This is a genomic window from Lentzea rhizosphaerae (assembly GCF_042649515.1).
In the GTDB taxonomy this organism is placed as follows: domain Bacteria; phylum Actinomycetota; class Actinomycetes; order Mycobacteriales; family Pseudonocardiaceae; genus Lentzea; species Lentzea aerocolonigenes.
The window spans coordinates 54663-81300 of sequence record NZ_JBHRZI010000017.1 but is presented as its reverse complement, the minus strand read 5'-3'; the positions used below and the strand labels follow the sequence as shown (position 1 = coordinate 81300).

Annotated in this window: 27 protein-coding genes; 15 read left to right on the top strand and 12 right to left on the bottom strand. The window is 68.4% G+C overall.

Features of this window, described 5'->3' with window-relative positions; genetic code table 11:
- Positions 1-2: 2 nt before the first annotated feature.
- Positions 3-698 (bottom strand): hypothetical protein, encoded by a 696-nt coding sequence (locus tag ACFOWZ_RS21920; protein WP_382375310.1) that lies wholly within the window; start codon positions 696-698, stop codon positions 3-5.
- A gap of 179 nt (positions 699-877) precedes the next feature.
- Here ACFOWZ_RS21920 and ACFOWZ_RS21915 point away from each other — a divergent pair, with 179 nt between their 5' ends.
- Together ACFOWZ_RS21915 and cpt are read left to right on the top strand one after the other, a co-directional pair.
- Positions 878-2221 (top strand): flavin-containing monooxygenase, encoded by a 1344-nt coding sequence (locus tag ACFOWZ_RS21915; protein WP_382375308.1) that lies wholly within the window; start codon positions 878-880, stop codon positions 2219-2221.
- A gap of 235 nt (positions 2222-2456) precedes the next feature.
- Positions 2457-3014, top strand: a complete 558-nt coding sequence (gene cpt / locus ACFOWZ_RS21910) for a chloramphenicol phosphotransferase CPT (protein ID WP_382375306.1) — start codon at positions 2457-2459, stop codon at positions 3012-3014.
- Between the two features lie 119 nt (positions 3015-3133).
- Here cpt and ACFOWZ_RS21905 read toward each other — a convergent pair whose 3' ends face one another.
- From ACFOWZ_RS21905 to ACFOWZ_RS21890, 4 genes are all read right to left on the bottom strand, one after another.
- Positions 3134-3502, bottom strand: coding sequence for a heavy metal-responsive transcriptional regulator (locus tag ACFOWZ_RS21905; RefSeq protein ID WP_382375304.1), 369 nt, complete (start codon positions 3500-3502; stop codon positions 3134-3136).
- A 114-nt stretch (positions 3503-3616) separates the two neighbouring features.
- Positions 3617-5119: an aldehyde dehydrogenase (NADP(+)) gene (locus tag ACFOWZ_RS21900; RefSeq protein WP_382375302.1), complete on the bottom strand. Its 1503-nt coding sequence runs from the start codon at positions 5117-5119 to the stop codon at positions 3617-3619.
- Positions 5116-5943 carry an NAD-dependent epimerase/dehydratase family protein gene (locus tag ACFOWZ_RS21895; protein ID WP_382375300.1) on the bottom strand — a complete coding sequence of 276 codons (828 nt, stop codon included), beginning with the start codon at positions 5941-5943 and terminating at the stop codon, positions 5116-5118. Before ACFOWZ_RS21895 ends, ACFOWZ_RS21900 begins: the two co-directional genes overlap by 4 nt.
- Before the next feature lie 45 nt (positions 5944-5988).
- Positions 5989-6777, bottom strand: a complete 789-nt coding sequence (locus tag ACFOWZ_RS21890) for an IclR family transcriptional regulator (RefSeq protein WP_382375298.1) — start codon at positions 6775-6777, stop codon at positions 5989-5991.
- A gap of 145 nt (positions 6778-6922) precedes the next feature.
- On the opposite strand from ACFOWZ_RS21890, the gene ACFOWZ_RS21885 reads away from it, so the two are divergent.
- The 11 genes from ACFOWZ_RS21885 to ACFOWZ_RS21835 all read left to right on the top strand — a co-directional run bounded on the left by ACFOWZ_RS21885 (position 6923) and on the right by ACFOWZ_RS21835 (position 16928).
- Positions 6923-8242, top strand: a complete 1320-nt coding sequence (locus ACFOWZ_RS21885) for an ABC transporter substrate-binding protein (RefSeq protein WP_382375296.1) — start codon at positions 6923-6925, stop codon at positions 8240-8242.
- 77 nt (positions 8243-8319) lie between these two features.
- A complete protein-coding gene (locus ACFOWZ_RS21880; protein WP_030464866.1) occupies positions 8320-9210 on the top strand; it encodes a carbohydrate ABC transporter permease in 891 nt (296 codons plus the stop codon).
- Positions 9207-10085 (top strand): carbohydrate ABC transporter permease, encoded by an 879-nt coding sequence (locus ACFOWZ_RS21875; RefSeq protein ID WP_382375294.1) that lies wholly within the window; start codon positions 9207-9209, stop codon positions 10083-10085. The genes ACFOWZ_RS21880 and ACFOWZ_RS21875 overlap by 4 nt, the downstream gene beginning before the upstream one ends.
- A 9-nt stretch (positions 10086-10094) precedes the next feature.
- A complete protein-coding gene (locus tag ACFOWZ_RS21870; RefSeq protein WP_382375292.1) occupies positions 10095-10997 on the top strand; it encodes a 5-dehydro-4-deoxyglucarate dehydratase in 903 nt (300 codons plus the stop codon).
- Entirely contained in the window at positions 10994-12253 is a 1260-nt protein-coding gene (locus ACFOWZ_RS21865; protein ID WP_382375290.1) for a glucarate dehydratase family protein, read from the top strand. The genes ACFOWZ_RS21870 and ACFOWZ_RS21865 overlap by 4 nt, the downstream gene beginning before the upstream one ends.
- Positions 12250-13389: a hypothetical protein gene (locus tag ACFOWZ_RS21860; protein WP_382375288.1), complete on the top strand. Its 1140-nt coding sequence runs from the start codon at positions 12250-12252 to the stop codon at positions 13387-13389. The genes ACFOWZ_RS21865 and ACFOWZ_RS21860 overlap by 4 nt, the downstream gene beginning before the upstream one ends.
- Before the next feature lie 61 nt (positions 13390-13450).
- Positions 13451-13912: a hypothetical protein gene (locus tag ACFOWZ_RS21855; RefSeq protein ID WP_382375286.1), complete on the top strand. Its 462-nt coding sequence runs from the start codon at positions 13451-13453 to the stop codon at positions 13910-13912.
- Positions 13913-14015: 103 nt separating this feature from the next.
- Positions 14016-14540, top strand: coding sequence for a hypothetical protein (locus tag ACFOWZ_RS21850; protein WP_382375284.1), 525 nt, complete (start codon positions 14016-14018; stop codon positions 14538-14540).
- Positions 14541-14830: 290 nt separating this feature from the next.
- The gene (locus tag ACFOWZ_RS21845) at positions 14831-15220 is read left to right on the top strand and encodes a GntR family transcriptional regulator (RefSeq protein ID WP_382375282.1); all 390 of its coding nucleotides are present in this window, start codon (positions 14831-14833) and stop codon (positions 15218-15220) included.
- A complete protein-coding gene (locus ACFOWZ_RS21840; protein ID WP_382375280.1) occupies positions 15217-16062 on the top strand; it encodes an ABC transporter ATP-binding protein in 846 nt (281 codons plus the stop codon). Before ACFOWZ_RS21845 ends, ACFOWZ_RS21840 begins: the two co-directional genes overlap by 4 nt.
- The gene (locus ACFOWZ_RS21835) at positions 16059-16928 is read left to right on the top strand and encodes an ABC transporter permease (protein WP_382375278.1); all 870 of its coding nucleotides are present in this window, start codon (positions 16059-16061) and stop codon (positions 16926-16928) included. The genes ACFOWZ_RS21840 and ACFOWZ_RS21835 overlap by 4 nt, the downstream gene beginning before the upstream one ends.
- Before the next feature lie 201 nt (positions 16929-17129).
- Here ACFOWZ_RS21835 and ACFOWZ_RS21830 read toward each other — a convergent pair whose 3' ends face one another.
- The 5 genes from ACFOWZ_RS21830 to ACFOWZ_RS21810 form a co-directional block, all read right to left on the bottom strand.
- The gene (locus tag ACFOWZ_RS21830; protein WP_382375276.1) at positions 17130-18794 is read right to left on the bottom strand and encodes a fumarate hydratase; all 1665 of its coding nucleotides are present in this window, start codon (positions 18792-18794) and stop codon (positions 17130-17132) included.
- A gap of 228 nt (positions 18795-19022) precedes the next feature.
- On the bottom strand, positions 19023-20009 hold the full coding sequence (locus tag ACFOWZ_RS21825) for a sigma-70 family RNA polymerase sigma factor (RefSeq protein WP_030464855.1): 987 nt from the start codon (positions 20007-20009) through the stop codon (positions 19023-19025).
- Positions 20010-20242: 233 nt separating this feature from the next.
- Positions 20243-20668: a D-aminoacyl-tRNA deacylase gene (dtd, locus tag ACFOWZ_RS21820; protein ID WP_382375274.1), complete on the bottom strand. Its 426-nt coding sequence runs from the start codon at positions 20666-20668 to the stop codon at positions 20243-20245.
- Positions 20665-22134 (bottom strand): DUF7782 domain-containing protein, encoded by a 1470-nt coding sequence (locus tag ACFOWZ_RS21815; protein ID WP_382375272.1) that lies wholly within the window; start codon positions 22132-22134, stop codon positions 20665-20667. Before ACFOWZ_RS21815 ends, dtd begins: the two co-directional genes overlap by 4 nt.
- Before the next feature lie 25 nt (positions 22135-22159).
- The gene (locus tag ACFOWZ_RS21810) at positions 22160-23647 is read right to left on the bottom strand and encodes a PucR family transcriptional regulator (RefSeq protein ID WP_382375270.1); all 1488 of its coding nucleotides are present in this window, start codon (positions 23645-23647) and stop codon (positions 22160-22162) included.
- Positions 23648-23739: 92 nt separating this feature from the next.
- Here ACFOWZ_RS21810 and ACFOWZ_RS21805 point away from each other — a divergent pair, with 92 nt between their 5' ends.
- Positions 23740-24054 carry a DUF3099 domain-containing protein gene (locus ACFOWZ_RS21805; protein WP_382375268.1) on the top strand — a complete coding sequence of 105 codons (315 nt, stop codon included), beginning with the start codon at positions 23740-23742 and terminating at the stop codon, positions 24052-24054.
- Positions 24055-24526: 472 nt separating this feature from the next.
- Here the strand turns inward: ACFOWZ_RS21805 and ACFOWZ_RS21800 are convergent, their stop codons facing one another.
- Together ACFOWZ_RS21800 and ACFOWZ_RS21795 are read right to left on the bottom strand one after the other, a co-directional pair.
- Positions 24527-25429, bottom strand: coding sequence for a carbohydrate kinase family protein (locus ACFOWZ_RS21800; protein WP_382375266.1), 903 nt, complete (start codon positions 25427-25429; stop codon positions 24527-24529).
- An 8-nt stretch (positions 25430-25437) separates the two neighbouring features.
- Entirely contained in the window at positions 25438-26328 is an 891-nt protein-coding gene (locus ACFOWZ_RS21795) for a pseudouridine-5'-phosphate glycosidase (protein WP_382375264.1), read from the bottom strand.
- 31 nt (positions 26329-26359) lie between these two features.
- Here ACFOWZ_RS21795 and ACFOWZ_RS21790 point away from each other — a divergent pair, with 31 nt between their 5' ends.
- On the top strand, positions 26360-26611 hold the full coding sequence (locus ACFOWZ_RS21790; protein WP_030464848.1) for a DUF3039 domain-containing protein: 252 nt from the start codon (positions 26360-26362) through the stop codon (positions 26609-26611).
- Positions 26612-26638: the final 27 nt, after the last annotated feature.

The window sequence follows — 26638 nt, the reverse complement described above, 5'->3', positions numbered from 1 at the left end:
GGTTAGGCTGCGCTCTTGTTGATCCACAAAGGAGTTTCATGGGGAGTTTCGAGGGCCGTCTCGGCGCTCACGAACTCCCACGTGCCCCTGCGGACCTTCGCCTTGCTCATGTCGCCGCCGATGGTCGTGACGAACGCGCGCACGGTCGGCAGGTCGTTGACGTCCGCGATGAGGATCGCCTTGTTCTGCAACGTGACGCTGCCGCCGCCGAGCTTCTCGCGCGCAACCGCGTCGTTGAGAAGGCCTTCGCGGACCTGCTTCGCGGTGATGCCGTCGACCTCGACCTGGACGGCGTCGACCTTCGGCGAGTTCGACGGCAGGAAGCGGAACGTGAGCACCGACTCCTGCCGGAACTGCTTGCTGATCGTGGAGGCGGTGTGGCGCAGGCTCTCCTCGCCGAGCGTGACGTCGAACTTGCGGGACCGCTCCAACGTCGTCTGCTGGAGGCTGCTCGACCAGAACACGCCGTCAAGCAGCGTGGAGCGGGTGGTGACGCCGCCGTTGGCGAGCACGATGCCGCGGACCTCGCGGTCGAACGCGACCAGCCTGTCCCGCAGGCGCGGGTCGTTCGGATCGGTGATGACGGCGGTGTTGTTCGTCGCGAAGATCTCCGGGCACGGCAGCGGTGCGCCCGCCGCCGTGCCCGTGGAGACCGTGAAGGCCAGTACCGACGTGACTGCCACGAGAAGCTTTCGCATGCGGCACAACGTATTGGCTCGGGCTGGGCGCGGCACACCCCGTTCCACTCAGCGGGCCACCGCTTGTTCGTGCTGGCACGGCGATGGTGAGGTTTGACCAGGCTTCGCCACGATCGCGTCTGCCCTACCCGTGTCCAGGTGATTGACAGCCGCTTGGAACGTGAAAATACTTCAGCGTCATGGATCGCGTGTGCGTCATCGGGGCGGGTTCTTCCGGCATCGCCGCATGTCAGGTGCTCGGCGCCCGCGGCATCGAGTTCGACTGCTACGAGACCGGGTCCGAGATCGGTGGCAACTGGCGCTACCTGAACGACAACGGCATGTCCTCCGCCTACCGCTCGCTCCACATCAACACCTCGCGGCAGATGATGGAGTTCAAGTCGTTCCCGATGCCGGCGCACCTGCCCGCGTATCCGTCGCACTTCCAGATCGCCGAGTACTTCGACGACTTCGTCAAGCACCACGGGTTCGGCGACCGCATCCGGTTCCGGACCGAGGTCACGTCGGTCACCGTCGCATCCAGGGGCGCATCCGGGGGTGCATCCGGTGGATATTCGGTCACCACCCGCGATCGTGACACCGGTGAAGAGGTCTCACGAACGTATGGCTCTGTAATCGTCGCGAACGGCCATCACTGGTCACCGCGGATGCCGGAGCCCGCGTTCCCCGGTTCGTTCGACGGCGAGGAGATGCACGCGCACTTCTACAAGAGGCCGGAGCGTTTCGCGGACAAGAAGGTGCTGGTGCTCGGCATCGGCAACTCGGCCTGCGACATCGCGGTCGAGTCGTCACGCGTCTCCGCGCGGACGTTCCTGGCGATGCGCCGCGGCGCGCACATCATGCCGAAGTACCTCTTCGGAATGCCGACCGACCACCTGACGACGTCGCCACTTGCCCGCTTCGCGCCGGCCTGGCTGCAGGCGCTCTCGCTCCGGGCGATGCTGCGGCTCGCGCGCGGCAAGCTCTCCGACTACGGCCTGCCCGAACCTTCACACGCCATCCTCGCCGCGCACCCGACGGTGTCCGACGACCTGCTGACCCGGCTCGGGCACGGTGACATCACCGTGAAGCCGAACATCGACCGTCTGGACGGCTCCGGGGTCGTGTTCGCGGACGGCAGCCGGGAGGACGTCGACGTGATCGTCTACTGCACCGGGTACAAGGTCGACTTCCCGTTCCTGGACGCCGCCTCGTTCCCCGCCGTGTCGTCCCCGGACAACGAGGTGTCGCTGTACCGGCGGGTCGTGGACCCGGACCATCCCGGGTTGTACTTCCTCGGGCTGATCCAGCCGCTCGGGGCGATCATGCCGCTCGCCGAGGCGCAGTCCGAGTGGATCGCCGACCTCGTGTCCGGGCGTGCGGGGCTGCCGTCAGTTCCGGAGATGAAGGCGGAGATCGCCGCGTATCGGGAGTCGCTGCGGAGCCGGTACGTGAAGTCGAAGCGGCACACGCTGGAGGTCGACTTCCTCGGGTATCAGCGGGAGCTGCGGGAGGAGCGCCGGGCGGGCGCGGCACGTCGCTGACGAGCCCTGGGAGAAAGTCCGCGAGGCGCTCGTCAACGCCCTGGCGCGTCCCCGACACCTTTGCAATGAGTCTTTTGACTTCGTCCGCAAACGTTTTTTGCATCCGGGGTAGGTGGGTCGCAACTGATGTATCAGCCGATATATCAGTTGCCGGGAGGGGCTCTGAGCTGGAGCGGAGGCGGTTGGGCGGCGAAAACGATCGTGGTGGGTGCGGTTGCGTGGGTACGGTCGGCCGGTGACTGGTGCTGTGTCGTCGGGTGTTCAGGTGATCGTTCTCAACGGTGGGTCCAGCTCGGGCAAGTCGGGGATCGCGCGCTGTCTGCAGGCGCTGTTGCCCGAGGCCTGGCTGGCGATCGGGGTCGACACGTTGATCGACGTGATGCCCGCGCGGTTGCAGCTCGGGTCCGAGGGGATCGGGTTCGCCGACGGCGGTGAGGTGAGCGTCGGGGCCGAGTTCCGGCTGCTCGAGGACGCGTGGATGGAAGGCGTTGCCGCGATGGTGCGCGTGGGGGCGCGGGTGATCGTGGACGACGTGTTCCTCGGCGGGGTCGAGTCACGGCAGCGGTGGGAGAAGGTGCTGGACGGGCTCGACGTGTTGTGGGTCGGGGTGCGCTGTGACGCCGTCGTCGCCGCGGGGAGGGAGCTCGCTCGCGGGGATCGGGTGTCCGGGATGGCCGAGGCCCAGGCCGATCTGGTGCATCGCGGGATGACCTACGACGTCGAGGTCGACACCGGACGGGCCGAGGCGGTCGAGTGCGCGAAGGTGATCGCTGCGAGGGTCGGCAAGCGCTGAACCCAGAGCGTGCTCGTATCCAATATATTGCCGTGAATCCGGCGGGCGCCTCGCCGGATCGGTCAACGGAGCGTTCGGTCAGCAGCAGTCGCAGCTGGTGCAGCAGTCGTCCATCCCTCTCACCTCCCCTCCGGTGGGCACCACGGTGAACAGTCGGTGCCGACCATGTTCACCAGGTCTGAACGGAGTCGCGTCAGCCGGGACAGTTCCGCGTCGATCTCGGCGATGTGGCGCCGCAGCAGTTCCTCGGCCGGTTCGCACGGGCATTCGCCGGTGTCGCGGATGGCCAGCAACGACGAGATCTCACGCAGGGTCAGTCCCAGGCGCTGGCAGTCGCGGATGAACCGGATCCGGTCGGCGGCCGACGACGGGTACTGCCGGTAGCCCGACGAGGTGCGCGGCGGCGGTGCGAGCAGGCCCGCGCGTTCGTAGTACCGGACCGTGTCGGGCCGGACCCCGACCTGACGTGCGAGCTCGGCGACTCTCATGCGACCAACGCTAAACCTGTGAGCGCACTCCAAGGTCAAGCGCTCCCCAACGAAAAGCGGGGTTGCCGACGTCACGCCGGCAGCCCCGCCCGAAAGAAACGCCCGAGAAAACGCTCAGTGCACGCCGAGCACGCCGTCCACCCTGCGCGGAATGCCCAACGGGTTCGCGTCCTGCAGCTCCGCCGGCAGCAACGCGTCCGGCCACGACTGGTACGTCACCGGGGCGATCCAGCGGCGGATCGACGTGGCGCCCACGGACGTGTGCAGCGGGTTCGTCGTCGACGGCCACGGTCCGCCGTGGTGCTGGCCCCACGCCACCGCGACACCGGTCGGCCAGGCGTTGAAGATCAGCCGGCCCGCGACGCGCCGCAGGATCTCGGCGATCTCACCTGCCTCCGCGTGGTCCGACTCGGCGGCGTGCACCGTGCCGGTCAGCGTGCCCGGCAGCTTCGCGAGCACCGAGTGCAGTTCCGACGGCGACGAGTACGTCACGACCAGGGCGGCCGGGCCGAAGTGCTCCTCGGTCAGCTTCTCGAGGTTCTCCTCGAACACCGACACCTCAACGCTGAACAGCCGCGGCGAGACGGCCCACGCCTCGTCCGGCTTCGTACCGGTGGACACCACGGACACCAGGTCCGAGGCGGCCAGCGCGTCCGTCGAAGCCGTGTAGGAGTCGCACATCCGCTCGTTGAGCATCGCGCCACCCGCGGTCGCCGCGACGGCCTCGCCCAGCGCGGGCACGAGCGATGCTGGCGCGAACACCAGACCGGGGTTCGTGCAGAACTGCCCGACCCCCATCGTCAGCGACTGCGCGAACCCGGCCGCGATGGCCGAGGTCGCCGCACCCGGCAGGATCACCGTCGGGTTCACGCTGCCCAGCTCGCCGTAGAACGGGATCGGGTCCGGCCGGCCCTGCGCCAGGTCGAACAGCGCCCGCCCGCCACCGGTCGACCCGGTGAAGCCCACAGCGCGGACGACCGGGTGCTGCACCAGCGCCACACCGGCCTCGGTCCCGTACACGATGCCGAACACACCTTCGGGCGCGCCGGCGTCGCGCAACGCGTCCACGACCACCCGTGCGGTCTCGCGCGAGGTCGACGGGTGCGCCGAATGTGCCTTCACCACAACGGAACAACCCGACGCCAGCGCGGAAGCCGTGTCACCACCGGCCACCGAGAACGCGAACGGGAAGTTCGACGCCGAGAACACCGCAACCGTCCCAAGAGGACGGAGAACCCGGCGCAGCACCGGCCGGGGCGGAATGATGTCGGGGTTCGCGGAGTCCAAAGTGGCCTCGACGTAGCTGCCCTCGCGCAGCACCTCCGCGAACAACCGCAGCTGGTTCGTCGTGCGTTTCAGTTCCGTCGTCAGCCGCGGCACGCCGAGCGCCGTTTCGCTGTCCGCCGTGGAAACCAGCAACGACGACTCGGCGTCCAGCGCGTCCGCGACCTTCTCCAGCACCACGGCGCGGTCCGCCGCCGGAACGACCGACCACGCCGGGAACGCCACAGCCGCAGCCGAAGCGATCCGGTCCACCTCGCTGTCGGGGGTCTTCGCAACCGGTTCGCCGAACGGCTCACCGGTGCGCGGGTTGTATCCCTGCACGACGTGGCTCAACGCCCTGCCTCCTTGACTGCCGTGTCGAAATCGGGGCCGCACCAGACCCCGCCCACGTACTTCGCCGCGTACGACGAGGGATCGAGCTCACCGCCGTGCTTCTCCAGCACCTCGGCCGCGAACACCTCGGAGTCGTCCTGCGGCTCGTAACCCAGCGCGCGGGCCTCGTCCAGCGAGAACCAGCCGCGCGTGTTGTCCGAAACGCCCCACACGATCCGGAATCCCGGCGACGCAACGGATAGACACGCCTCGAACAGGCGCGCGCCGTCGTCCGGTGACATCCACGTCGACAGCATCCGCACGTCACGTGGCTTCTCGAAGCACGAACCGATGCGGACCGCGATCACGTCCATGCCGTAGCGGTCCGCGTACAGCGATCCCAACGCCTCCAGCGCCACCTTGGACACGCCGTAGTAGGTGTCCGGGCGGGGGAAGACGTAGTCACCGGCCTCACCGTCGGCCCGCTCCAGATACCCGACGGCGTGGTTCGAGCTGGCCAGAACCACCCGACGAACACCCTGACGCCGCGCGGCTTCCAGCACCGTGTGCGTGCCGTCGATGTTGACGCTGAGGATCTTGTCCCACGCCTCTTCCAGGCTGTGGCCGCCGAGGTGGATCACCGCGTCGACGTCCTTCATCGCGGCTTCCATCGCGGCCATGTCGGTCACCGAGGCCTGGACCAGCTCGACGTTCTCGCCGTCGGCCGCCGCGGGTAGCTCCGCGATGTCCAGCAGCCGCAGGACGCGGCCCTGCGCCGCGAGGCGGGTACGCATGAGCGTGCCCACCCCGCCACCGGCGCCGGTGATCAGGATGCGTGCGGTCACGGGTTGGACCCCTCCGTCTTGTGCAGATGTTTCGGTGGAACGCGCTCAGCGACCGAACTGGCGGAGAAGCTCGGTGATCGTCCGGGCGGCGTCCAGCAGAGCGGAGACGACCTGCCGCTCGTGCTCGGGGTCCAGTCTGCCCAGAGGAACCGAGCAACTCATAGCGTCCAGAACGGGGTTTCGGTACGGCAACGCCACCGCGAAGCAGCCCAGTCCGGGCGTGTTCTCCTCGCGCTCGTGGGCGTACCCGACGTTGCGGAACCCGGCGAGCTGCTCGTGCAGCGCGGCCCGATCGGTCACGGTGTTGGGGGTCAACGGCGTCAGCACGTCCGGGAGGATCAGGTCGACCTCCTCCGGCGTGCGCGTCGAGAGCACCGCCTTGCCCAGCGACGTCGAATGCGCGGGCAGCCGGCGGCCGACGCGGGACACGACCCGCAGGTGGTGCTCGGACTCGCGGCTCGCCAGGTAGACGACGTCCGCGCCGTCCAAACGGGCAAGGTGCACGGTCTCGTTGATCTCCTGGCGGACCTGCTCCATCACGCGGATCGCCGCGCGCACCACCGGGTCGTGGTCCAGATAGGACGTACCGACGAGCAGCGCGCGCACACCGATGCCGTAGGTGCCGCGGTCCGAGTCGACCTCCACCCAGCCACGCGCGACCAGCGTCTGCAACAGCATGTACAGGCTGGACTTGGGATAGCTGAGCTCGCGGTGCAGCTCCGTGAGCGTCAGCCTGCGGTCGGACGCGGAGAGCACTTCGAGCAGCTCGACCGTGCGGTCCGCGGACTTCACCGCGCCCGGACGGGCCGTGCCCTTGTCGATCGGCGACGCCACCTGGCCTCCTCGGCCGTCTTCTGGAAACCGGTAAGCAACTTGCCCAACTCGCCCTTGACACGTTGCTGTGCTGATTCTTACAGTCCTGCATCAGGTTCACAAGTACGACCCCGGTTCACATATCTGAACACGAAGGGCTGCAACGATGCGCCGTAGAACCGCCACAACACTCGCCACGCTCAGCGTGGCCTTGCTGCTCGCAGGCTGCGGCAGCAGTGGCAACACGGCGTCCTCGAACAAGGACCCGAACAAGCCCCTCGAGGTGTGGACCCGCTCGACGGAGGCGACCGCGAAGGTCTACGAGAAGATCTTCAAGTCCTTCACCGAGAAGACCGGTGTGCAGGTCGACTACAAGCCGATCTTCAACGACTTCGACAAGCAGGTGCAGCAGCGCGCCGCGTCGAAGGACCTCCCCGACGTCGTCATCACCGACACCGGCTCGCTCGGCAACTTCGTCAAGCAGGGCTGGACGACGGAGATCAAGCGCGAGGACGTCGCGGGCGGCAACGACATCGTCGACCGCGCGTGGAACAACGGGAAGGGCGCGGATGGCAAGTACTACGCCATCCCGTACTCCACCCAGGCGATGGTCACGCTCATCCGCAAGGACTGGCGCGAGAAGCTCGGCAAGCCGATCCCGACGACGTGGGACGAGTTAGACGATCTAGCGCGTGCGTTCACCCGTAACGACCCTGATGGCAACGGGCAGAACGACACCTACGGCATGCTCGTGCCGGGCACGACCGACCGCGGCTACCTCGCGTGGTGGGCGTCGAGCTACATCTGGCAGGGCGGCGGCGACATCCTGGACGAAGAGGGTGGCGGCAAGTTCTCCGTCGGCATCGACTCGCCGGAGTCGACCAAGGCGGTCGAGCGGCTGCGCAAGCTCTTCTGCGAGGACAAGGTCATGCAGCCCGGTTCGCTGACGCTGGGCACCAACGACGCGCACCCGCTGTTCGAGTCGGGCAAGAGCGGCATCTACCTCACGGGCCCGTACATGATCGGCCGCTTCGACAAGTCGGTCGGCAAGGACAAGTACGAGGTCATCGCGTCCCCGCGCGGCCCGGCCGGCGCCACGGTGCTCGGCGAGGGCGAGGACATCTACCTGATGGCCGGCTCCGCCAAGACCGCGGACCAGAAGAAGCTCGCCGAGTACCTGATCACGCCCGAGGCGCAGCAGGCGGGCATGAAGGGCGACCCGCAGCCGGTGGTCCGCCTGCCCGTCAACAAGAACGTCGACGTCAACGCGACCTACAACGACCCGCGCTGGGCGACCGTGGCGGGCGTGTACTCCAGCGAGGCGCGGCCGTTCCCGAGCGTTCCGAACTTCGCGCCCTTCCGGCAGAAGACCTCGGAGATCCTGAACTCCATCTTCGCGAAGTGCCCCGCCGACTCCTCGGCTGAGCTCAAGTCCCTGGCGGACACGCTGAAGAAGGAGCTTGAGAACCAGAAGGCGTCGCAGTGACGGCAGTTGCGTCAACCAGCGACACCCGAGACGTGGGCTCGACGGCTAGTGGCGGCGGTGCCGTCGAAACCCACCCCGTGAGGCGGCGCCGCCGGCGCCGCCTCACGGGAGCCACCTTCATCCCGTGGTTGTTCCTGCTCCCCGCCGCGCTGATCTTCCTCGTCTTCAAGTTCATCCCGATGGCGGAAGGCATCCGCCTCTCGCTGTTCGAGGTCCGGCCGTTCCTCGGCGACATCTTCGTCGGCTTCAAGAACTACGCGACGATCCTGTCCGACGAGAAGTTCCTGACGGCCAGCTGGCACACGCTCGTTCTCGCCGGTGGTCAGACGATCGGCGCCATGGTCATCGGCTTCTGGCTGGCACTGCTGCTGGAAGGTCACACCAAGTCGTTGTGGTTCGTGCGGTCCGCGGTGTTCCTGCCCGTCGTGGCGGCCACCGCGGTCATCGGTGAGATCTGGCGGCTGTTCTTCTACCCGGCACCGGAAGGCTTCCTCAACGAGGTCATCTCGTGGGTCGGCCTCGGGCCCTGGGAGTACATCCACGACACCGACACCTCCCTGGTGTCGGTCATGTTCGTCGGCATCTGGAAGCACGCGCCGTACGACATGGTGCTCATCCTCGCCGGGCTCGCCGGCATCGACCGCCAGCAGTACGAGGCCGCCGCGATCGACGGTGCCTCGACGTGGCAGCGGATCTGGAACGTGACGCTGCCCGCGTTGCGCCCGGTCATCACGATCCTGCTGACGCTGGCGGCGATCCGCGGCCTGCGCGTCTTCACCGAGGTGTACGTGCTCACCGGCGGTGGTCCGGCGGGGTCGACCGACGTCTGGATGACCCGCGTCTACACCACCGCGTTCGAACAGTCGGAAGCCGGTCTCGCATCGGCGGGCTCGGTGTTGCTTTTCCTCGTTACGCTCGTTCTCACGGTCAGCGTTCAGTGGTACCGCCGGAGGAAGGAGGCGCGATGAGCGTCAACTCGAGCCGCTTCGACAGCGCCATCGGCTGGTCCACCCGCCAGGACGCGTGGGTCAGCAGGGGCATCCGGTTCCTCTTGAGCGCCCTCGCTGTAATCCTTTTCTGCGGCCCGTTGCTGGTCATCTTCTCCGGCGCGTTCGACGACAACCCGGACCCGACCCAGCTCTCGGTGATCCCGGACAACCCGTCGCTGATCAACTTCCAGGTCGCGACGGAGAACAAGATCTGGCACTACCTGACGAACTCGCTGATCATCGCTGGCGGCGCCCTGCTGTTGCAGCTGTCGGTGAGCGTGTTCGCCGCCTACGCGTTGGCGCGCAAGAAGTTCCGCGGTCAGGCCATCGCACTGCTGGTCATCCTCGCCACGATGATGTTGCCGGAGGAGGTCATCGCGATCCCGCTGTCGCTGGTGATCGGAGACCTACCACTGGTGCACGTGAGTCTCAAGGGCACCCTGCTCGGCGTCATCCTCCCGTTGGGGGCGTGGGGTTTCTCCATCTTCGTCATGACGGAGTTCATGAAGGAGATCCCCGCCGAACTGGAGGAAGCGGCCAAAGTGGACGGTGCCGGGGAGCTGCGTCTCTTCGCGCAGATCATCCTTCCCCTGTGCAAGCCCGCGCTCGGCGTCATCGCCGTGTTCGGCTTCAACATGATCTGGGAGCAGTACCTGCTCCCCCTGATCGTCGCCGCTGACCCCTCCGATTACACGCTCACGGTCGCACTTCTCGCGCTCAGATCCGACGACATGGTCGGTACGGGCATCGTGCTGGCCGGAGCGTTGCTGGCGCTGGTGCCGAGCCTGGTCGTGTACCTGTCGCTGCAGAAGTCCTTCCTGCGTGGGATCACCACCGGAGCGATCAAGGGATGAGTGTCTGGTATGCAACTCGATGGTGTGCTGTTCTTCCCGGTGACCCCGTTCGACACCGAGGGGAACATCGCGTACGACGTGCTGGCTGAGCACGTCAAGCACGGTGTCTCCGCCGGGCCGGGCGCGGTGTTCGCCGCCTGCGGCACCGGCGAGTTCCACGCGCTGGGACTGGAGGAGTTCGAGCGTGCGGTGGCCGTCGCGGTCGAAGCGACCGCGGGCAAGGTCCCGGTGTTCGCCGGCGCGGGCGGTTCGGTCGTCGCGACCAAGCAGTTCATCCAGGCGGCGGAACGTGCTGGTGCTCAGGGCATCCTGCTGCTGCCGCCGTACCTCGTGACGAACCCGGCCGCGGGTCTCGTGCGGTACGTCGCGGAGGCCGCCGCGGTCACCGAGCTGCCGATCATCGTGTACCAGCGCAACAACGCGCGGTTCACGCCGGAGACCGCCGTCGAGGTCGCGCGGATCCCCAACGTCGTGGGCTTCAAGGACGGCATCGGCGACCTCGACCAGATGCAGCGGATCGTGCTGTCGGTCCGCGCGGGCGTCGACAAGCCGTTCCAGTTCTTCAACGGCCTGCCCACCGCCGAGATGACCCAGCTCGCGTACCGCGGCATCGGGGTCGAGCTGTACTCGTCCGCGGTGTTCTGCTTCGCGCCGGAGATCTCGATCGGCTTCTACAACGCCGTGCAGGCGGGCGACACCGAGCTGGTGAACCGTTTTCTGCACGAGTTCTACAAGCCGCTCGTCGAGCTGCGCGACAAGGTCCCCGGCTACGCGGTCGCCCTGGTGAAGGCGGCGGTGCGCGCGAACGGACTCGACGTCGGTGGCGTGCGGCCGCCGCTCGTCGACCCGGCCGACGAGCACCTGGCCGCTCTGGACAAGATCATCGCCGCGGGCAAGGCTCTGCTGGCATGAAGATCACCGAGATCGTCCTGACTCCGATCGCGTTCCGCGACCCGCCGCTGCTGAACGCCGCCGGCGTGCACGAGCCGTGGGCGCTGCGCACGATCGTCGAGGTGCACACCGACGAGGGCATTTCAGGGCTGGGGGAGACCTACGGCGACCTCGCGCACCTGGAGCGCTCACGGTCCGTTGTGGACTCTCTGATCGGGCTCGACGTGTTCGCGTTGAACGAGATGCACGCGCGCGTGTCCGCGGTGCTGGGCGGTGAGGTCGGGCCGGACAAGCACGGCCTGACCGGGAAGATCACCGCGGAGAGCACCGTCGACCGCGTGTACTCGCCGTTCGAGGTGGCGTGCCTGGACATCCAGGGCAAGGCGCTGGGGCGGCCGGTGCACGACCTGCTGGGCGGCGCGATCCGTTCCGCCGTCCCGTACTCCGCCTACCTGTTCTACAAGTGGGACGGGCACCCCGGTGCCGAGCCGGACGAGTGGGGCGAGGCGATCGACCCCGCCGGCATCGTGGCGCAGGCGCGGAAGATGATCGGCGAGTACGGGTTCGGGTCGATCAAGCTCAAGGGCGGGGTGTTCCCTCCGGAGCAGGAGATCGAGGCGATCCGCGCGCTGCGCGAGGCGTTCCCGGACCACCCCCTGCGGCTCGACCCGAACGCTGCCTGGTCGACCGCGACGTCGTTGAAGGTCGCGGAAGAGCTCGACGGCGTGCTGGAGTACCTGGAGGACCCGACCCCGGAGATCTCCGGTATGGCGGAGGTGGCCGCGAAGGCGCCGATGCCGTTGGCCACCAACATGTGCGTGGTCGCGTTCGAGCACCTCAAGCCGTCGGTGGAACAGGACGCCGTGCAGGTGCTCCTGTCCGACCACCACTACTGGGGCGGGCTGCAGCGGTCGCGGCAGCTGGGCATGATCTGCCAGACGTTCGGCATCGGCCTGTCGATGCACTCGAACTCGCACCTGGGCATCTCGCTGGCCGCGATGACGCACCTGGCCGCGGCGACGCCGACCCTGAGCTACGCCTGCGACACGCACTACCCGTGGAACGCGGCCGACGAGGTCGTGGAGCCGGGCGTGCTGTCCTTTGTGGACGGCGCGGTGCCGGTGCCGACGTCGCCTGGCCTCGGTGTGTCGCTGGATCGCGATGCGTTGGCGCGACTGGCCGAGAACTACGTCAAGTGCGGCATCACGTCACGTGACGACACGGGGTACATGCAGCAGTTCGACCCGAGCTACGAGAGGAAGCGTCCCCGGTGGTGAAGTCGGTTGTCCACGCCTATCCGTGGGACCTGATCGGTGACCCGGACGCCGTCGCGCGGTACCAGGAACTCGGTGTCGACGCCATCGCCCTCGCCGCGTCGTACCACACCGTGCGGGCCGCGACGCCGTTGCACCCGTCGCACCGGCTGGTCGACGCGCGGCACGCGGCGTTCTACCTTCCCGTGCGCACGGCGAACTTCGGCCGCCTCGTGCCCGCGGAACCGTCCTGGATGGACAGTTCCGACTCGTTCGGTGAAGCGGCCGCTCTGGTTCGCGCTGCCGGACTGCCGGTGTACGCGTGGACCGTGCTCACGCACAACTCGCGCCTGGGTGACCTGCATCCGGACGTGACCGTGGTGAACGCGTTCGGGGACCGCTACCCGTACGCGTTGTGCACGGCCCAGCCCGATGTCGTCGAGTACACCTCGGTGCTGGTGTCCGAGGTGCTGGAGCTCGGTGCGCCGGACGGGATCATCCTAGAGGCCTGCGGGCCGCTGGGGTTCTCCCACGGTGGTCACCACGAGAAGACCGACGGCACGGACTGGAACGCGGTGCAGCAGAAGCTGTTGTCGCTGTGCTTCTGCTCTGCCTGCACCGCCCTGTATGCCGACCCGGATGCCCTGCGTGCAGCGGTCCGGGTTGGGGTTGATCGTGGTGCACCTCAAAAAATTGGCACCGTGGAGGAGGCGTTGGGTGCGCTCGCGGAAGACGTTCAGGCCGTGCGGACAGGTGTCGTGCGGTCGTTGCGGCAGAAGCTGGTCGGAGAGATCCGTGCTGCCGCTCCTTCGGTTCGCGTTGGTATGCACGTGACAGCGGATCCTTGGGGAACCGGGCCGTTCGCGACCGTCGCCGGCGGTCTGGGTGCGGACGTCGACGTGCTGACGACGATGTGCTGGCCCGGACCGGACGTCGCGGTGCCGGGCATCGAGGCTCTGCGCGCCGTCGCTCCGGACACGCGGATCGCCGCGTACGTGCTGGGGTTGCCGCCGAAGCCCGCGGACGGTGCCGCGCTGTCGAAGGAGTGGCTGACGTATCTGGACGCCGGCGTGGAGGAGTTCCACCTCTACCACGGGGGTCTCGCGTCCGCTTCACGGCTGGAAGCTCTGCGAGAGGCTGTAACAGCCGTTAGCCGGTAACTGTTAAGCGAACTGCTGCAACCCGATGTGAGCGCGGTTCCGTCCTCTGACCATGAGGCACATGGGAACCGTAGTTGGCACTGGCGTCCTGCTGCTGGTGATCTCGGCCTGTGGCAGTGCGCAGAACGCGGGCACTGGGGCAGGTGGCGGTCCGACGTTGCCGACCGCCACCTCGCCGTCTGAAGTGCCACCGGGCATCGCACCCGGAGAGATCCCGCCGGACGGCAAACCGGTGACGAAGCTGGACACCAACGCTTTGTCGTCGGAGTATCCGCGCACCGTGTGGACACAGGGAGACGGGAAGACCGTCGGTGTCATCGCCCAGGAGGGCGGGTGCGGGAAGGCCAGCGCGTCCGTGCTGGAGCAGTCGGCGAGCGTCGTGAAGATCGAGCTCGTCGAGACGCTGCCCCTGGACAAGCAGGCCTGCACCATGGACATCCGCTTCCCTCCGCTCACGGTGCAGCTCACCGAACCCCTTGGTGAGCGCACGGTCGCGTTGACGTCGCGGCAGGAACAGAAGTAGACCTCCTCCCCACGGTGCCCGGTCGGCAACTGCCCCGCCGGCCGGGCATCTCTTCTTCCTCGGTTCACCTGGCCCCTTGGCCCGGTTTGCAAGGATGGTGCGCATGAGAAACGTCGTCGCTGCCGTTGCTCTCGCCGTTGTGCTCACCGGCTGCTCGTCGGGCGCCCCGTCGGACAAGCAGTCGGGCGCGCCCGGAACCGGCTCACCCACCTCGGGCACGTCCGCGCCCGGCTCCACCGGTTCGTCCGGCGCGAACCCCACCGCGCCCGTCCAACCTCCGGTGTCGATCTCGGAGGAGAAGCCGGTCGTCCCGCCCAACGTCACGCCGGTGCCCAAGGAAAAGGTCATCTCGACATCGTTGTCAGACCTCTACCGTTCCGAGGCGTACGTCTTCGGCGACGGTCGTGACATCGAGGTCTTCGGCGTGGGCGGCGGCTGCAAGGAGGCCCGCGCGGAGGTGACGGCCCAGTCCGCCGAGCTCGTCCAGATCACGCTCGTGACGATCACCAAGCAGCCTCCGGGCACGGTGTGCACCCAGGAGATCCGCCAGGTGCCGCTGACCGTGCGCCTGGACGCTCCGCTGGGCGATCGTCGCCTGGTTCTGGAGTCTCGCGAGGAGACCGGCTGATATATGGATCTTCAGCCGACCCGCTGATATATCGCATATCGCCGACGCCCCAGGCATCTCGCGGGCTTCGGCTACCTCGCTTGTTGTTGACAAGGCAGCGCACACACGCCCTCGCGTGCGCTGCCTTGTTGTCAAATCATGCGACCGCTGTCGTCGCTGCTGCCTGGCGTCTTTCCACACCGACGGCCTAGGTCCTGCTGCACGGTCGCCGACTTCCGCGCGCCTTCTTGACGGCACCCTGCCGCGGAGTAGATAGTGGTTTAACTAGTTAACTAGATAAAGAGGCAAGGGTGATCGAGTTCCGGATCGACCGTCGCTCCGGCGTGGCCGCCTACCAGCAGCTCGTCAACCAGACGAAGCACGCACTGCGACTGGGTCTGTTGCGGCCGGGGGACCAGCTGCCCACGGTGAAGGAGGTCGTGACCACGACCTCGATCAACCCGAACACCGTGCTGAAGGCATACCGGGAGCTGGAACGCGAAGGCCTCGCGGAGGGACGGCGCGGGGTGGGGACGTTCGTGTCCGTGTCCGCCGCACCGGCTCAGCCGGACGCGGACCAGTTGCGCGCGGAACTGGCCGGCTGGATGAGACGGGCACGGCAGGACGGACTGGACCGCGAGTACGTCGAGGCTCTTGTCAAAGCGGAACTGGACCTGCACTACGAAGGAGAAGGACGTTGACCACGATCGCGCTCGACGCGACGGCGCTCACCATGCGCTACCGACGCGGCTGGGGGCTGCGCGACTGCACGTTCGGACTGCCCGCCGGCCGGATCTCGGCGCTGATCGGCCCCAACGGCGCGGGCAAGAGCACGCTCATGCGCATCGCCACGGGACTGCAGCGCCAGACGAGCGGGGAGATCAGGGTGCTCGGGCAGGCGCCCGGCAAGCACGGCGCGAACCGGCGGCTCGCGTTCCTCGGCCAGGACAAGCCGCTGTTCAAGGGGTTCACCGTCGAGGAGATGCTGCGGGCGGGAGCGAAGCTGAACCCCGGCTGGGACGACCAGTACGCCCAACGGCTCGTGCGTGAGGCGGGCGTGCCGTTCGACGCGAAGATCGGCACGTTGTCCGGCGGGCAGCGCACCCGAGTCGCGCTCGCCATCGCGATGGGAAGGCGCCCCGAGCTGGTGATGCTCGACGAGCCGCTGGCCGACCTGGATCCCATCGCGCGACAGGAGGTCATGCACGCCGTGCTCGCCGAAGTCGCCGAAACGGGCATGACGGTGCTGCTGTCCTCGCACGTGATCGCCGACCTCGACGGGGTTTGCGACCACCTGTTGCTGCTCGCCGACGGGCAGGTCCGGTTGCAGGGTGACGTCGAGGATCTGCTGACGCAACACCGGGTTCTGGTCGGATCGCGAGAGCTGGTGCTGCCGGACGGCGTCGTGGAGGCGCGCACGACCGGACGTCAGGCGACAGTGCTCGCCCGCACCTCCGACGTCCCCGGCTGGGACAACAACGAGCCGTCGCTGGAAGAACTGGCTCTGGCCTACCTGCGATCCGCGAGGACGGTGGCGGCATGACCTGGGTGGCGTGGCGGCAGCAACGGCTGCAGATCTTCCTCAGCCTCGGCATCATCGTCGGGCTCGCCGCGGTGATGACCATCGTCCGGTTCGACGCGCAGTCGATCACCGACGAACGGCTCGTCGACGAGCGGTACGGCACGTACGTCAACTACCTGCGCCTCGTGCTGCTCGCTCTGCCGGTGCTGCTCGGCGTGTTCACCGGCGGCCCGCTCTTCGGCCGCGAGATCGAACACGGGACGCACGTGTTCAGCCTGACCCAGTCGATCGGCCGGACCCGGTGGTGGGCGAGCAAGATCGTGGTGGCGGGATTGCCGGTCATCGCCGGCATGACCCTGCTCGGGCTGCTCAACTCGTGGGCGTCCGCGCCGCTGCGGGCCGTGATGTTCGGCGGCAGGCTGGTGACGCCGACGTTCGAGATCGAGGGCCTCACCCTCGGCGCCTACACGGCGCTGGCCTTCACGCTCAGTGCGACCATCGGACTGCTGGTGCGCAACACGCTGGCCGCCATGGTCATCACGGTGGTCGCGTACGTCCCGCTGATCGGGTTGGTGGGCAACGCGCTGCGCCCGGCCTACGCGACACCGGTCACGTCGACGGACGACAAGATGCCCGCCGGTGCGTGGATCGTCAGCTCGTCCTACGTGGACGCGGCCGGCAACCCTGCCCCGTTCTCGCCCGCCGCCTGCACCACGGGCATCCCCGAGTGCATGCGCGCGCAGGGAGTCGTGCGTCAGGTGGGGTTCCAGCCGGACGACCGGTTCTGGTCGTTCCAGGCCATCGAGGCCGGCCTGTTCGTGGCACTGGCGGCTCTGGTCGTCGGGGCCGGTGCGTGGGCGGTTCACCACCGGCTGCGCATGGCTTAGGCGCCGGGGGGAAACCCGACGCGGTTGTTCACTGCCGCCCGGCACCTGGAACCAGCATCCATTCATGCGGCGCCTTCTACCTGGTCCTTAGCAATGGGGCTTTTGACGACGTCGTCAAAAGGCCCATTGCCAAGGCCGTGAAACAGAGCAGCCGGAGCCAACTGATATATCGGTTGGCCCCGGCTGCGGTGTGCGGGTGGATCAGCGCCGGAAGCTGATCTGCAGGGTCGGTGCGGACGTCTCGGCGAAGAAGTCGTTGCCCTTGTCGTCGACGACGACGAACGCGGGGAAGTCCTCGACCTCGATCTTCCAGACCGCTTCCATCCCGAGTTCGGGGTACTCGAGCACCTCGACCTTGCGGATGCAGTCCTGCGCCAGACGCGCCGCCGGACCGCCGATGGAACCCAGGTAGAAGCCGCCGTGCGACGCGCAGGCGTTCGTGACCTGCTTGGAGCGGTTGCCCTTGGCGAGCATCACCAGCGAACCGCCCGCGGCCTGGAACTGCTCGACGTAGGAGTCCATGCGCCCGGCCGTCGTCGGGCCGAACGACCCGGACGCGTAGCCCTCCGGCGTCTTGGCCGGGCCGGCGTAGTAGACCGGGTGGTCCTTGAGGTACTGCGGCATGTCCTCGCCGGCGTCGAGGCGTTCCTTGATCTTGGCGTGCGCGATGTCGCGGGCCACGACCAGCGGTCCGGTGAGGGACACGCGGGTCTTCACCGGGAGCTTGGTGAGGACCTCGCGGATCTCCGCCATCGGCCGGGTGAGGTCGATGCGGACGACCTCGTCGGACAGGTCCTCGCCCTCCACCTCGGGCAGGAACTGGGCCGGGTCGCGCTCCAGCTGCTCCAGGAACACGCCCTCGGGCGTGATGCGGGCCTTGGCCTGGCGGTCGGCCGAGCACGAGACCGCGACGCCGACCGGCAGGGACGCGCCGTGGCGAGGGAGACGGATGACGCGCACGTCGTGGCAGAAGTACTTGCCGCCGAACTGGGCGCCGATGCCGAAGTTGCGGGTGAGCTCCAGGACCTGCTGCTCGAGGTCCTTGTCGCGGAACGCGTGGCCCGACGGCGAGCCCTCAGTCGGCAGATTGTCGAGGTACCGGGCCGAGGCGAGCTTCGCGACCTTGAGGTTCTGCTCGGCGGACAGGCCACCGACGACGATCGCCAGGTGGTACGGCGGGCACGCGGCGGTGCCGAGCGAGCGCAGCTTCTCGTCGAGGAACGACGCGAGGCGCTTCGGGTTCAGAACCGCCTTCGTCTCCTGGTAGAGGAACGTCTTGTTCGCGCTGCCGCCGCCCTTGGCCATGAACAGGAACTCGTAGACGGGCTCCTGGCCGGGCTTGTGGAACACCTCGATCTGCGCGGGCAGGTTCGTGCCGGTGTTCTTCTCGTCCCAGAACGTCAGCGGCGCCATCTGCGAGTAGCGCAGGTTGAGCTCCTGGTACGCCTCGAAGACGCCGCGGGCCAGAGCCTGCTCGTCGTTGCCGCCGGTGAGGACGGTCTCCGAGCGCTTGCCCATGATGATCGCCGTGCCGGTGTCCTGGCACATCGGCAGGACACCACCGGAGGAGATGGCCGCGTTGCGCAGCAGGTCCATGGCGACGAACCGGTCGTTGCCCGAGGCCTCGGGGTCGTCGATGATCTTGCGCAGCTGGGCGAGGTGCGACGGGCGCAGCAGGTGCTGGATGTCGCGGATGGCTTCCTTCGCCAGCAGCGTCAGCGTCTCGGGGGCGATCTCGAGGAACTTGCGGTCACCGGCCTCGATCAGCTTCACCCCGTCGGAGGTGACGAGGCGGTACTCGGTCTCGGTGTCCTTCGCGAGCGGCAGGACGTCGGTGTACTCGAAAGTGGTGGGCACGTCGTACACAACTCCAACGGTGTGCAGTTCGGATCAGAAAACCGTACCGCCACCAATGGGACGTATCGATGTGATCCCCGACCACCGCGGTGTTCCGTGCCCCACAAACACGGAAGGCCGGGGCGGCCCCCGGCCGTCCCGACCTTCCTTCGTGTGCGACGACGGGCGTCGCGTGGCTTGGTAACGCCCGACCGTGCCGTGAGTTGAGTCACAAGTCAATACTGCCGGACGGGTGAGTTACGAGGCGTACGCCCGCAGCTTCGCCGCTCGCTCGCCCTGGCGGAGCTTCGACATGACCTCGCGCTCGATCTGGCGCACCCGCTCCCGCGACAGCCCGAACCGCTTGCCGATCTGGTCCAGCGTGCGGGGCTGACCGTCCTCGAGGCCGTAGCGCAGCCGGATCACGGCCTGCTCGCGCGGTTCGAGGGTCGCCAGCACGCGGCGCAGGTCGTCCTGCAGCAGGCCGGAGATGACGGCGCTCTCGGCGTCGGTCGCGTCCGAGTCCTCGATGAAGTCACCGAGGGGAGCGTCCTCCTCCGTGCCGACCGGCATGTCCAGCGATACCGGGTCACGTGCGTGGTCGAGCAGGTCGGCGACCTTGTCGACGGACAGGCCCGACTCCTTCGCGAGCTCCTCGTTCGTCGCCTCGCGGCCGAGCGTCTGGTGCAGGTCGCGCTTGATCCGCGCGAGCTTGTTCACCTGCTCGACGAGGTGGACGGGGAGGCGGATGGTGCGGCCCTGGTCGGCCATGCCGCGGGTGATGGCCTGGCGGATCCACCACGTCGCGTAGGTCGAGAACTTGAAGCCCTTGGTGTAGTCGAACTTCTCGACCGCGCGGATCAGGCCCAGGTTGCCCTCCTGGATCAGGTCCAGCAGCGGCATGCCGCGGCCCGTGTAGCGCTTGGCGAGCGACACGACGAGGCGCAGGTTTGCCTTGAGCAGGTGGTCCTTGGCGCGGCGGCCGTCGCGGACGAGCTCCCCGAGCTCTTCACGACGGGTGGGAGTGAGGCGCTTGGTCGTCTCCATGACGTGCTGCGCGAACACACCGGCCTCGATGCGCTTGGCGAGCTCCACCTCCTCCTCGGCGGTGAGGAGCGCGGTCTTGCCGATTCCGTTCAGGTAGACTCGAACCAGATCTGCTGCTGGCCCCTGCGCGTCGAGGTCGTGGTCGACGACAGGCGTGTTCTCTCCGACTTCACGGTCGGAGATCCTCGTGACGGTCATGGATCTCCCTCCCCCTGCTGCGGGCGGCGACAAGTCGCGTGGCGGTCAAGGCGGCGCGGCGCTGCGCCCTGGTTACCGGTTGCGGCGGGCCCGCTCGGGATCCCATCGCTAGCTGGCTGATACCTGGGTAACGAAGACGATTCCGAATTCGTTCCCGACTTCCTGACCTGAAGACGTCACCGCTGTCACAGCGGTTGCGCGACTAATCTGAGGATTGGCTGAGAACCGTTTAGTCAGACCTCGACGAGCACGGTGAACGGACCGTCGTTCACGCTCCGTACCTTCATCTCGGCCCTGAATCGTCCTGTTTCGACGCGGGCGCCCTTTTGGCGCAGTTCCTGCACGACGGCGTTCACCAACGGTTCCGCGTGCTCGGGCCTTGCGGCCGCCGTCCAGGACGGACGGCGGCCCTTGCGCGTGTCTCCGTAGAGGGTGAACTGGCTGACGACCAGCAGCGGAGCGCCGGTCGACTCACATGACTGCTCGTCGTCGAGGATGCGCAGGCCGTGCAGCTTCTGCGCCATTTTGCGGGCGTGCTCGGCCGAGTCGTCGTGGTGGACGCCGAGCAGCACCAGCAATCCGGGCTCGTCGATGGCGCCGACGATCTCCCCTTCGACTTCCACACTCGCCTCTGTGACGCGCGCCACAACCGCTTTCACGCCGGAATCAGCATTCCGTGCCGAATGAGATCACGAACGATCGGCAAGGCGGCTTCTGCATCGATTTCTCCGTAAGCGAACTCGAGCAGCGCGAGCAGGTCCTCCAACGACAGCGCACCCGTGCAGCCGGCGACGAGCTTGGCGGTCGCCTCGTCGACCTCGTGCTGCCAGCCCGGCCCGTCGGTGCGGTGCAGGCGGGCGACGACCTTGCGCCAGCCCTCCTCGCTCGGCTCGGACACCTCCTCGAGCAGGACGGTGTCGGCGACCCGGAACCTCTGGCTCAGCAGGTCGGGGTTCGCGCGCAGCCACGCGACGTTGTCGAGCCACCGCGCCGCCTCCGGGCCCAGCGGGTCGTCGTAGGCGTGGCGCAGGTCCTCGCACACGACCTGGGAGTGCATCTCGTCGGTGCGCCGCAGCGTCACGTAGCCGAAGCCGACGCCGTCGACCTGGTTCTGCTCGAACCAGTCCAGCCACGCCGCGGCCTTCCGCTGCCCCTCCGGACTGCGCGGGTCGACGCCCGCGTCCTTGAGCCACGTGCCGACGTACAGGGCGGGCTCGGCGATGTCGCGCTGCACGAACCACGCGTCGATCCCGCCGCGCGGCAGCCAGCTCGAGACCCTCTCCTCCCAGTCCTCGCCCCTGCGGTGCACCCACGACGCCAGCAGCTGGCCGACGCCGCCCTCGTTGAGGAACGCGGGCAGCTGCCGGATGACCAGCGCCGACGCGTCGTCGCCGCCGAGGCCGGAGTCGCGGTACACGTAGTCGACGCGCGGAGGGCCGACGACGAACGGTGGATTGCACACAACCTGGTCGAACCGCCGGTTGCGGACCGGGCCGAACCACTCGCCCTGCAGCGTCTCGACGTCGAGGCCGTTGATGCGGAACGTGCCCTGAGCGAGCCTCAGTGCGCGCTCGGACAGGTCGGTCGCGGTGATGCGTTCGGCGTGCGTGCTGGCGTGCAGGGCCTGGACGCCGCAGCCGGTGCCGAGGTCGAGCAACGTGCCGACAGGCGTGCGCTTGGTGGCGCGGGCGAGGCTGATGGACGCGTGGCCGACGCCGAGGACGTGGTCCTCGGGGACCGCTCCGCCACGCAGGTCGGAGTCGAGGTCGGCGATGACCCACCAGTTGTCCTCGTACGGCCGCACGTCGAGACCGGCTTTGAAGTCTCCTGCGTTCTTGTCGGCAGTCAGGATCTCGTTGGTGACGGCGTCGTCGATGTCGACACCGGCGAGCGCCTTGCGGACGTCCTGCTCCGGCTCCTGGTCGCCGAGCAGGAACAGTCGGATCAGCGTGCCGAGCGACCCGGCGTCCCTGCTGGCGCGGCGGGCGGGCTCCGGCTCGCCCCGGCCGAGTGCGGAGTGGGCCTGCGGGCCGAGGGCGTCGACGACGCCGTCCGCGGTGTAGCCGGCGTTCAGGAAGGCTTCGCGCAGGCGGGCGCAGAGATCAGCGGAAAGATCGGGGTGCACGGGTCGACATGCTTTCACGGCCTCGTCAGTGGCGCGTGATCGACAGGGCGATGGCCATGGCGAGCCGTTGGTCGGGATCGTCGAGGGGGAGCGGCGTCACCTCGGCCATCTTCTGCATCCGGTACCGCAGCGTGTTCGGGTGCACGTTGAGTTCCCGCGCCGCCGCCCGCACATCGCCCTGCGCCGCGAGCCACGCCTTGAGCGTCACCGCGTACTGCGTGCCGTACTCGGCGTCGTACCGCAATATATTGGATATGGGCCCGCGCGTCGGCAGACGTCCTGCCTCGGCGACGGCGGCGAGCCGGTGCAGCAGGACCTGCGCCCACGCGTCGTCGTACACGACGGGCGAACCGGTGGAAAGCGCGAGGCATTCGTCGGCTTCCTGTCTTGACGTGGGCAGCTGCGTCGCCTCGGCCGGCCCGCCGATGCCGGCCAGCACGGTGGCCTCCGCAGGCAGCTCGCGAACCAGCGACCGCACCCACTCGACGGCGTCGTCGGCGGCGGGGATGACCGTGTAGAGGACGTTGCCGAACAGCGCGCTGCGTCCCGGCCGCGACCAACCGAAGCCCGCGGTGGCCCGCTGGAACGCGAGCACCGCCGCCCCGTGCTCACCTTCGCCCGCGTGGGCCTGCACCGCGATCACGCGCAGGTCCGCGGACGGCAGACCGAGGCGCGCGACGTCGGCCGACTCCGGCTGTTCGAGCAGCCGGATCACCAGATCCGCCTCGGCCTGACGTTCCAGATCCGTAGACGCACGGGACCTGAGCAGGTGCAACGCCGCCGTTCGCGCCCCGTCCACCAACGCAGCACTGCGAGCCGCGTCCACGGGCCCGGTCACCTCGACCCAGACGGACCCGAGCAGCTCACGTCCCGCCCGGACCGCGGCGACCAGCCGGTTGCCCAGCTGTGGCGTCAACTTCGGCACGAAGATCGGTTCGTCCGACGACGCGAGGTGAGTGAACACCCCGAACTCGTCGAGCGCCCGGCGGGCCTCTTCGGGAACGCGCCGCCCGAGGATCGTCTGGACGCGCACCGGGTCCACGTCCTCCTGCCGGTAGGAGTAGGCGAGCACGCGGGACTGCTGGTCCTCGATCGTCACCGGCCCGCCCACGACCCCCGCGATGACGTCGGCCAGTCCGAACAGGTCACCCGTGCGCGTACCGCCGTTGACCAGCGTCTGCGTGACGTTGGCGAGCTGACTCCACGGCACAGAAGGATCCACGAGCAACACGGCCGCCCCGGACTTCTTCGCCGCGGCGATCACCCGCTCGTCGAGCGGCGGCTTCCCGTGCAGCACTACGGCGGACGCCGCCGTGGACGACACCAGCCGCGCCGCCGCGGCAACCGACGGCGTACCCAGCCCGAGCAGGACGTCGCCCGCGGCGGCCGGCATGTTTTCCGCCGGATCATGCAGGGCAACCCCACGTAGTTCGGCATCGCGGCCCCTAGGAGCGCACGCCAGATGCGTACCCAGGCTGCCGAGCACGTCCACGAGGCGATCAAGGGCGACCACTCGCGGATGTTAACCGCCGACCGGGTGTCCCGAGCGCCACTCGAACGTGGGACGATGAGACACGTAGCCGATGGAGTTAACGAGGTGGTGTCGTGAGCAGTCCCGACCGGAACGACACCCCGGTGCTGATCACCGAGGCAGCTCCGTCGTACGAGGAGCAGCACGCCGCCCGGCGCAAGAAGTACGCGATCATGATGAGCCTGCGCTTCCCGTGCCTCATCCTGGCGGCCCTGTTCGCCCAGACCTGGTGGCTGGCCCTGTTCTTCATCGTGCTGTCCGTCCCGCTGCCGTGGATGGCCGTGCTGATCGCCAACGACAGGCCGCCGCGCAAGGCCGAGAAGGCCAACCGCTACGAGGTGGAGCGCCGCGCCATCGCACCCAAGAGCACCACCGTCATCGACGGCTGAGCGCGCCGAACCCCAGTCCGAACCTGTCAGCCGAACCCCGTCAGTCCGGCCGATGCTGACCGCCTAGGCCTTTGCAACGAGTCTTTTGTGGACGAAGTCAAAAGAGTCATTGCTAGGGCAGCAGCGCTGGGCAGCCATTGCAACGAGTCTTTTGACTTCGTCCGCAAACGTTTTTTGCATCCGGGTGGCTTGTTGGCGGTGAACTGATATATCGGCCGAAGCTCCGCATTGCGATGGGGCGGCGCGTTTCCGCACAAGGGCGGCGCGGATACCGCAGGGCAGGGGCGTCGTTGTCGCCGGTCGAGCTGGCGGAACTGATATATCGGCCAGCCCTTTGGGGTGTGGAGAGCGACCACTGCTGTCGCGAACGCCGCTGAGCACCGGATGCAGCTGCGACCAGGCAACGTGCAGGTCGGCATTGAGGCGTCGCCGTCCACGACGGCGACGACCAAACTGATATATCGGCCCGGCCTCAGCGCGGCGGCTGTGCGCCCACGACGCTGACCGCGCGCGACCCCGCCCGAACCCCGCCCAGCAGCGCATCACGCTTGGACGCCCCTGCCAGCCACGCGGCGAGGAAACCGGCGTCGAAGGCATCGCCGGCGCCCGTCGAGTCGACGCACTCAGTGGTTTCAGCGGGGATCGAGACGATCTCGTCCGCGTCCACCCACGACGCACCGTCCGGGCCCGACGTCACGACGACCGCCCCGACGTGGCTGAGCAGGGACTTCGCCGACGCCGGTTCCGAGGAGCCGGTGAGGGCGAGGAGCTCGTCGGCGTTGGGGAGCAGGAAGTCGACGCCGCGCACGTCCTCGAGGAACGCCTCGGCCGAGTGGATCAGGACGGCTGCCTGCGGGTCCACCGACGTCGTCCAGCCCGCGGCGTGTGCTGCCTCCAGGACGGCCAGGCCCGCGGGGCGGGACGTGGCGTCGAGCAGCACGTAGCCGGACAGGTGCAGGTGGCCGCCGGTGCCCGCGAGCAGGCCCGGGTCGAGGTCGGCCGGGGAGAAGCGGGCGTTCGCGCCGCGGTCGGGGAGCATCGAGCGCTGGCCGTTCTCGTCGACCAGGACGACGACGCAGCAGGTCGCCAGGTCCGGGTCCACAGCGAAGGCGCACTGGACGCCCGCGGAGGTCAGTTCGGCGTGCACCTGGCGTCCGGCCGAGTCGGCGCCCACTCGTGCCACCAGGACCGGTGACGCGCCGCACGCGGCGAGCCACACGGCCGTGTTGGCGCCGGCGCCGCCCGGTTCGATGGTGACCTTCGCTCGCACGTCGCCGCCGTGGGCGATAGGGCCGTCGTGGCGGGCGACGACGTCCAGGCCGGCGTCGCCCACGACCACGACCGGCCTCACTGTGCCACTCGCTGGGGCACCCATTGGCAAACTCACCGGGACAGCTCGACGGCGACGGCGGCGGCGACCGAGGCGTTGTTGACCACGAGCTCCTCGTTGGCGTCGAGGCTCACGCCCTTGCTGGCGGTGTGGAAGTGCTCCAGCAGCACCGGCGAGACGTCCTTGCCGCGGACGTCCTGGTCGATGAGCTCCTGCAGGCCCTCGGCCAGCAGGCGGTCGTGCAGGGCGGCGTCCATCTCGAACGCGTCGGGGATCGGGTTCGCGAGCAGCATGCCGCGCTCGCCCGCGGCGAACACGGCGGCGGCCTCGGCGGGGTTCTCGACGCGCCACGGCACCTCGAACTCCGACTCGCGGCGGTAGAACGCGGGGAAGCGGGAGGTCCGGTAGCCGACGACCGGCACCGAACGGGTCTCCAGCACCTCCAGGGTCGCGCCCATGTCGAGGATCGACTTCACGCCCGAGCAGACGATCAGCACCGGCGTCGTCGCGACCACGTCGAGGTCGGCCGACACGTCCCACGTCTCGCGGGCGCCGCGGTGCACGCCGCCGAGGCCGCCGGTCGCGAAGACGCGGATGCCCGCCTGGTGCGCGAGCGCGGTGGTCGAGGCCACGGTCGTCGCGCCGCTGCGGCCCAGCGCGTAGGCGGCGCCGAGGTCGCGCAACGACAGCTTGACCAGGTCACCCGAGTTGCAGACGCGGTCGAGCTGGGCGGCGGAGAGGCCGATGTGCGGCACACCGTCGAGAACGGCGATCGTGGCGGGGACGGCGCCTGCCTCGCGGACGACCTTCTCCAGGCGTGCGGCGACGGCCAGGTTGCGCGGTGCGGGCAGCCCGTGGGACAGGATGGTGCTTTCAAGAGCGACGACGGGCCGGTTCTCGGCCAGTGCGGCGGCTACTTCCTCGGCGATGTGCAGCGTGGTCACGAGGGGACATCATCCCAGGTACCCTGGGCGGGTGAGCACTCAGACTCTCCCCGAGGTCGACGTACGGCCGGAAGGCACCGACCACACCGGGGACGACGCCCCGAAGATGTTCCACTACGTGCGCAAGGCGAAGATCGCCGAGAGCGCCGTGATGGGCACCCACGTGGTCGCGCTGTGCGGCGAGGTCTTCCCGGTGACGCGGTCGCCGAAGCCCGGCTCGCCGGTGTGCCCGGAGTGCAAGAAGATCTACGACAACCTGCCTTCCGGCGGCGACGGCGAGTAGGCCGCAGCCCCAGAACTTCACACAGCC

Bases quoted from the DNA above. Each gene is read 5' to 3' on its own strand.
- ACFOWZ_RS21920 (WP_382375310.1), bottom strand. From the start codon at position 698: ATGCGAAAGCTTCTCGTGGCAGTCACGTCGGTACTGGCCTTCACGGTC.
- ACFOWZ_RS21915 (WP_382375308.1), top strand. From the start codon at position 878: ATGGATCGCGTGTGCGTCATCGGGGCGGGTTCTTCCGGCATCGCCGCA.
- ACFOWZ_RS21905 (WP_382375304.1), bottom strand. From the start codon at position 3,502: ATGAGAGTCGCCGAGCTCGCACGTCAGGTCGGGGTCCGGCCCGACACG.
- ACFOWZ_RS21885 (WP_382375296.1), top strand. From the start codon at position 6,923: ATGCGCCGTAGAACCGCCACAACACTCGCCACGCTCAGCGTGGCCTTG.
- ACFOWZ_RS21875 (WP_382375294.1), top strand. From the start codon at position 9,207: ATGAGCGTCAACTCGAGCCGCTTCGACAGCGCCATCGGCTGGTCCACC.
- ACFOWZ_RS21870 (WP_382375292.1), top strand. From the start codon at position 10,095: ATGCAACTCGATGGTGTGCTGTTCTTCCCGGTGACCCCGTTCGACACC.
- ACFOWZ_RS21865 (WP_382375290.1), top strand. From the start codon at position 10,994: ATGAAGATCACCGAGATCGTCCTGACTCCGATCGCGTTCCGCGACCCG.
- ACFOWZ_RS21855 (WP_382375286.1), top strand. From the start codon at position 13,451: ATGGGAACCGTAGTTGGCACTGGCGTCCTGCTGCTGGTGATCTCGGCC.
- ACFOWZ_RS21850 (WP_382375284.1), top strand. From the start codon at position 14,016: ATGAGAAACGTCGTCGCTGCCGTTGCTCTCGCCGTTGTGCTCACCGGC.
- ACFOWZ_RS21835 (WP_382375278.1), top strand. From the start codon at position 16,059: ATGACCTGGGTGGCGTGGCGGCAGCAACGGCTGCAGATCTTCCTCAGC.
- ACFOWZ_RS21825 (WP_030464855.1), bottom strand. From the start codon at position 20,009: ATGACCGTCACGAGGATCTCCGACCGTGAAGTCGGAGAGAACACGCCT.
- ACFOWZ_RS21800 (WP_382375266.1), bottom strand. From the start codon at position 25,429: ATGGGTGCCCCAGCGAGTGGCACAGTGAGGCCGGTCGTGGTCGTGGGC.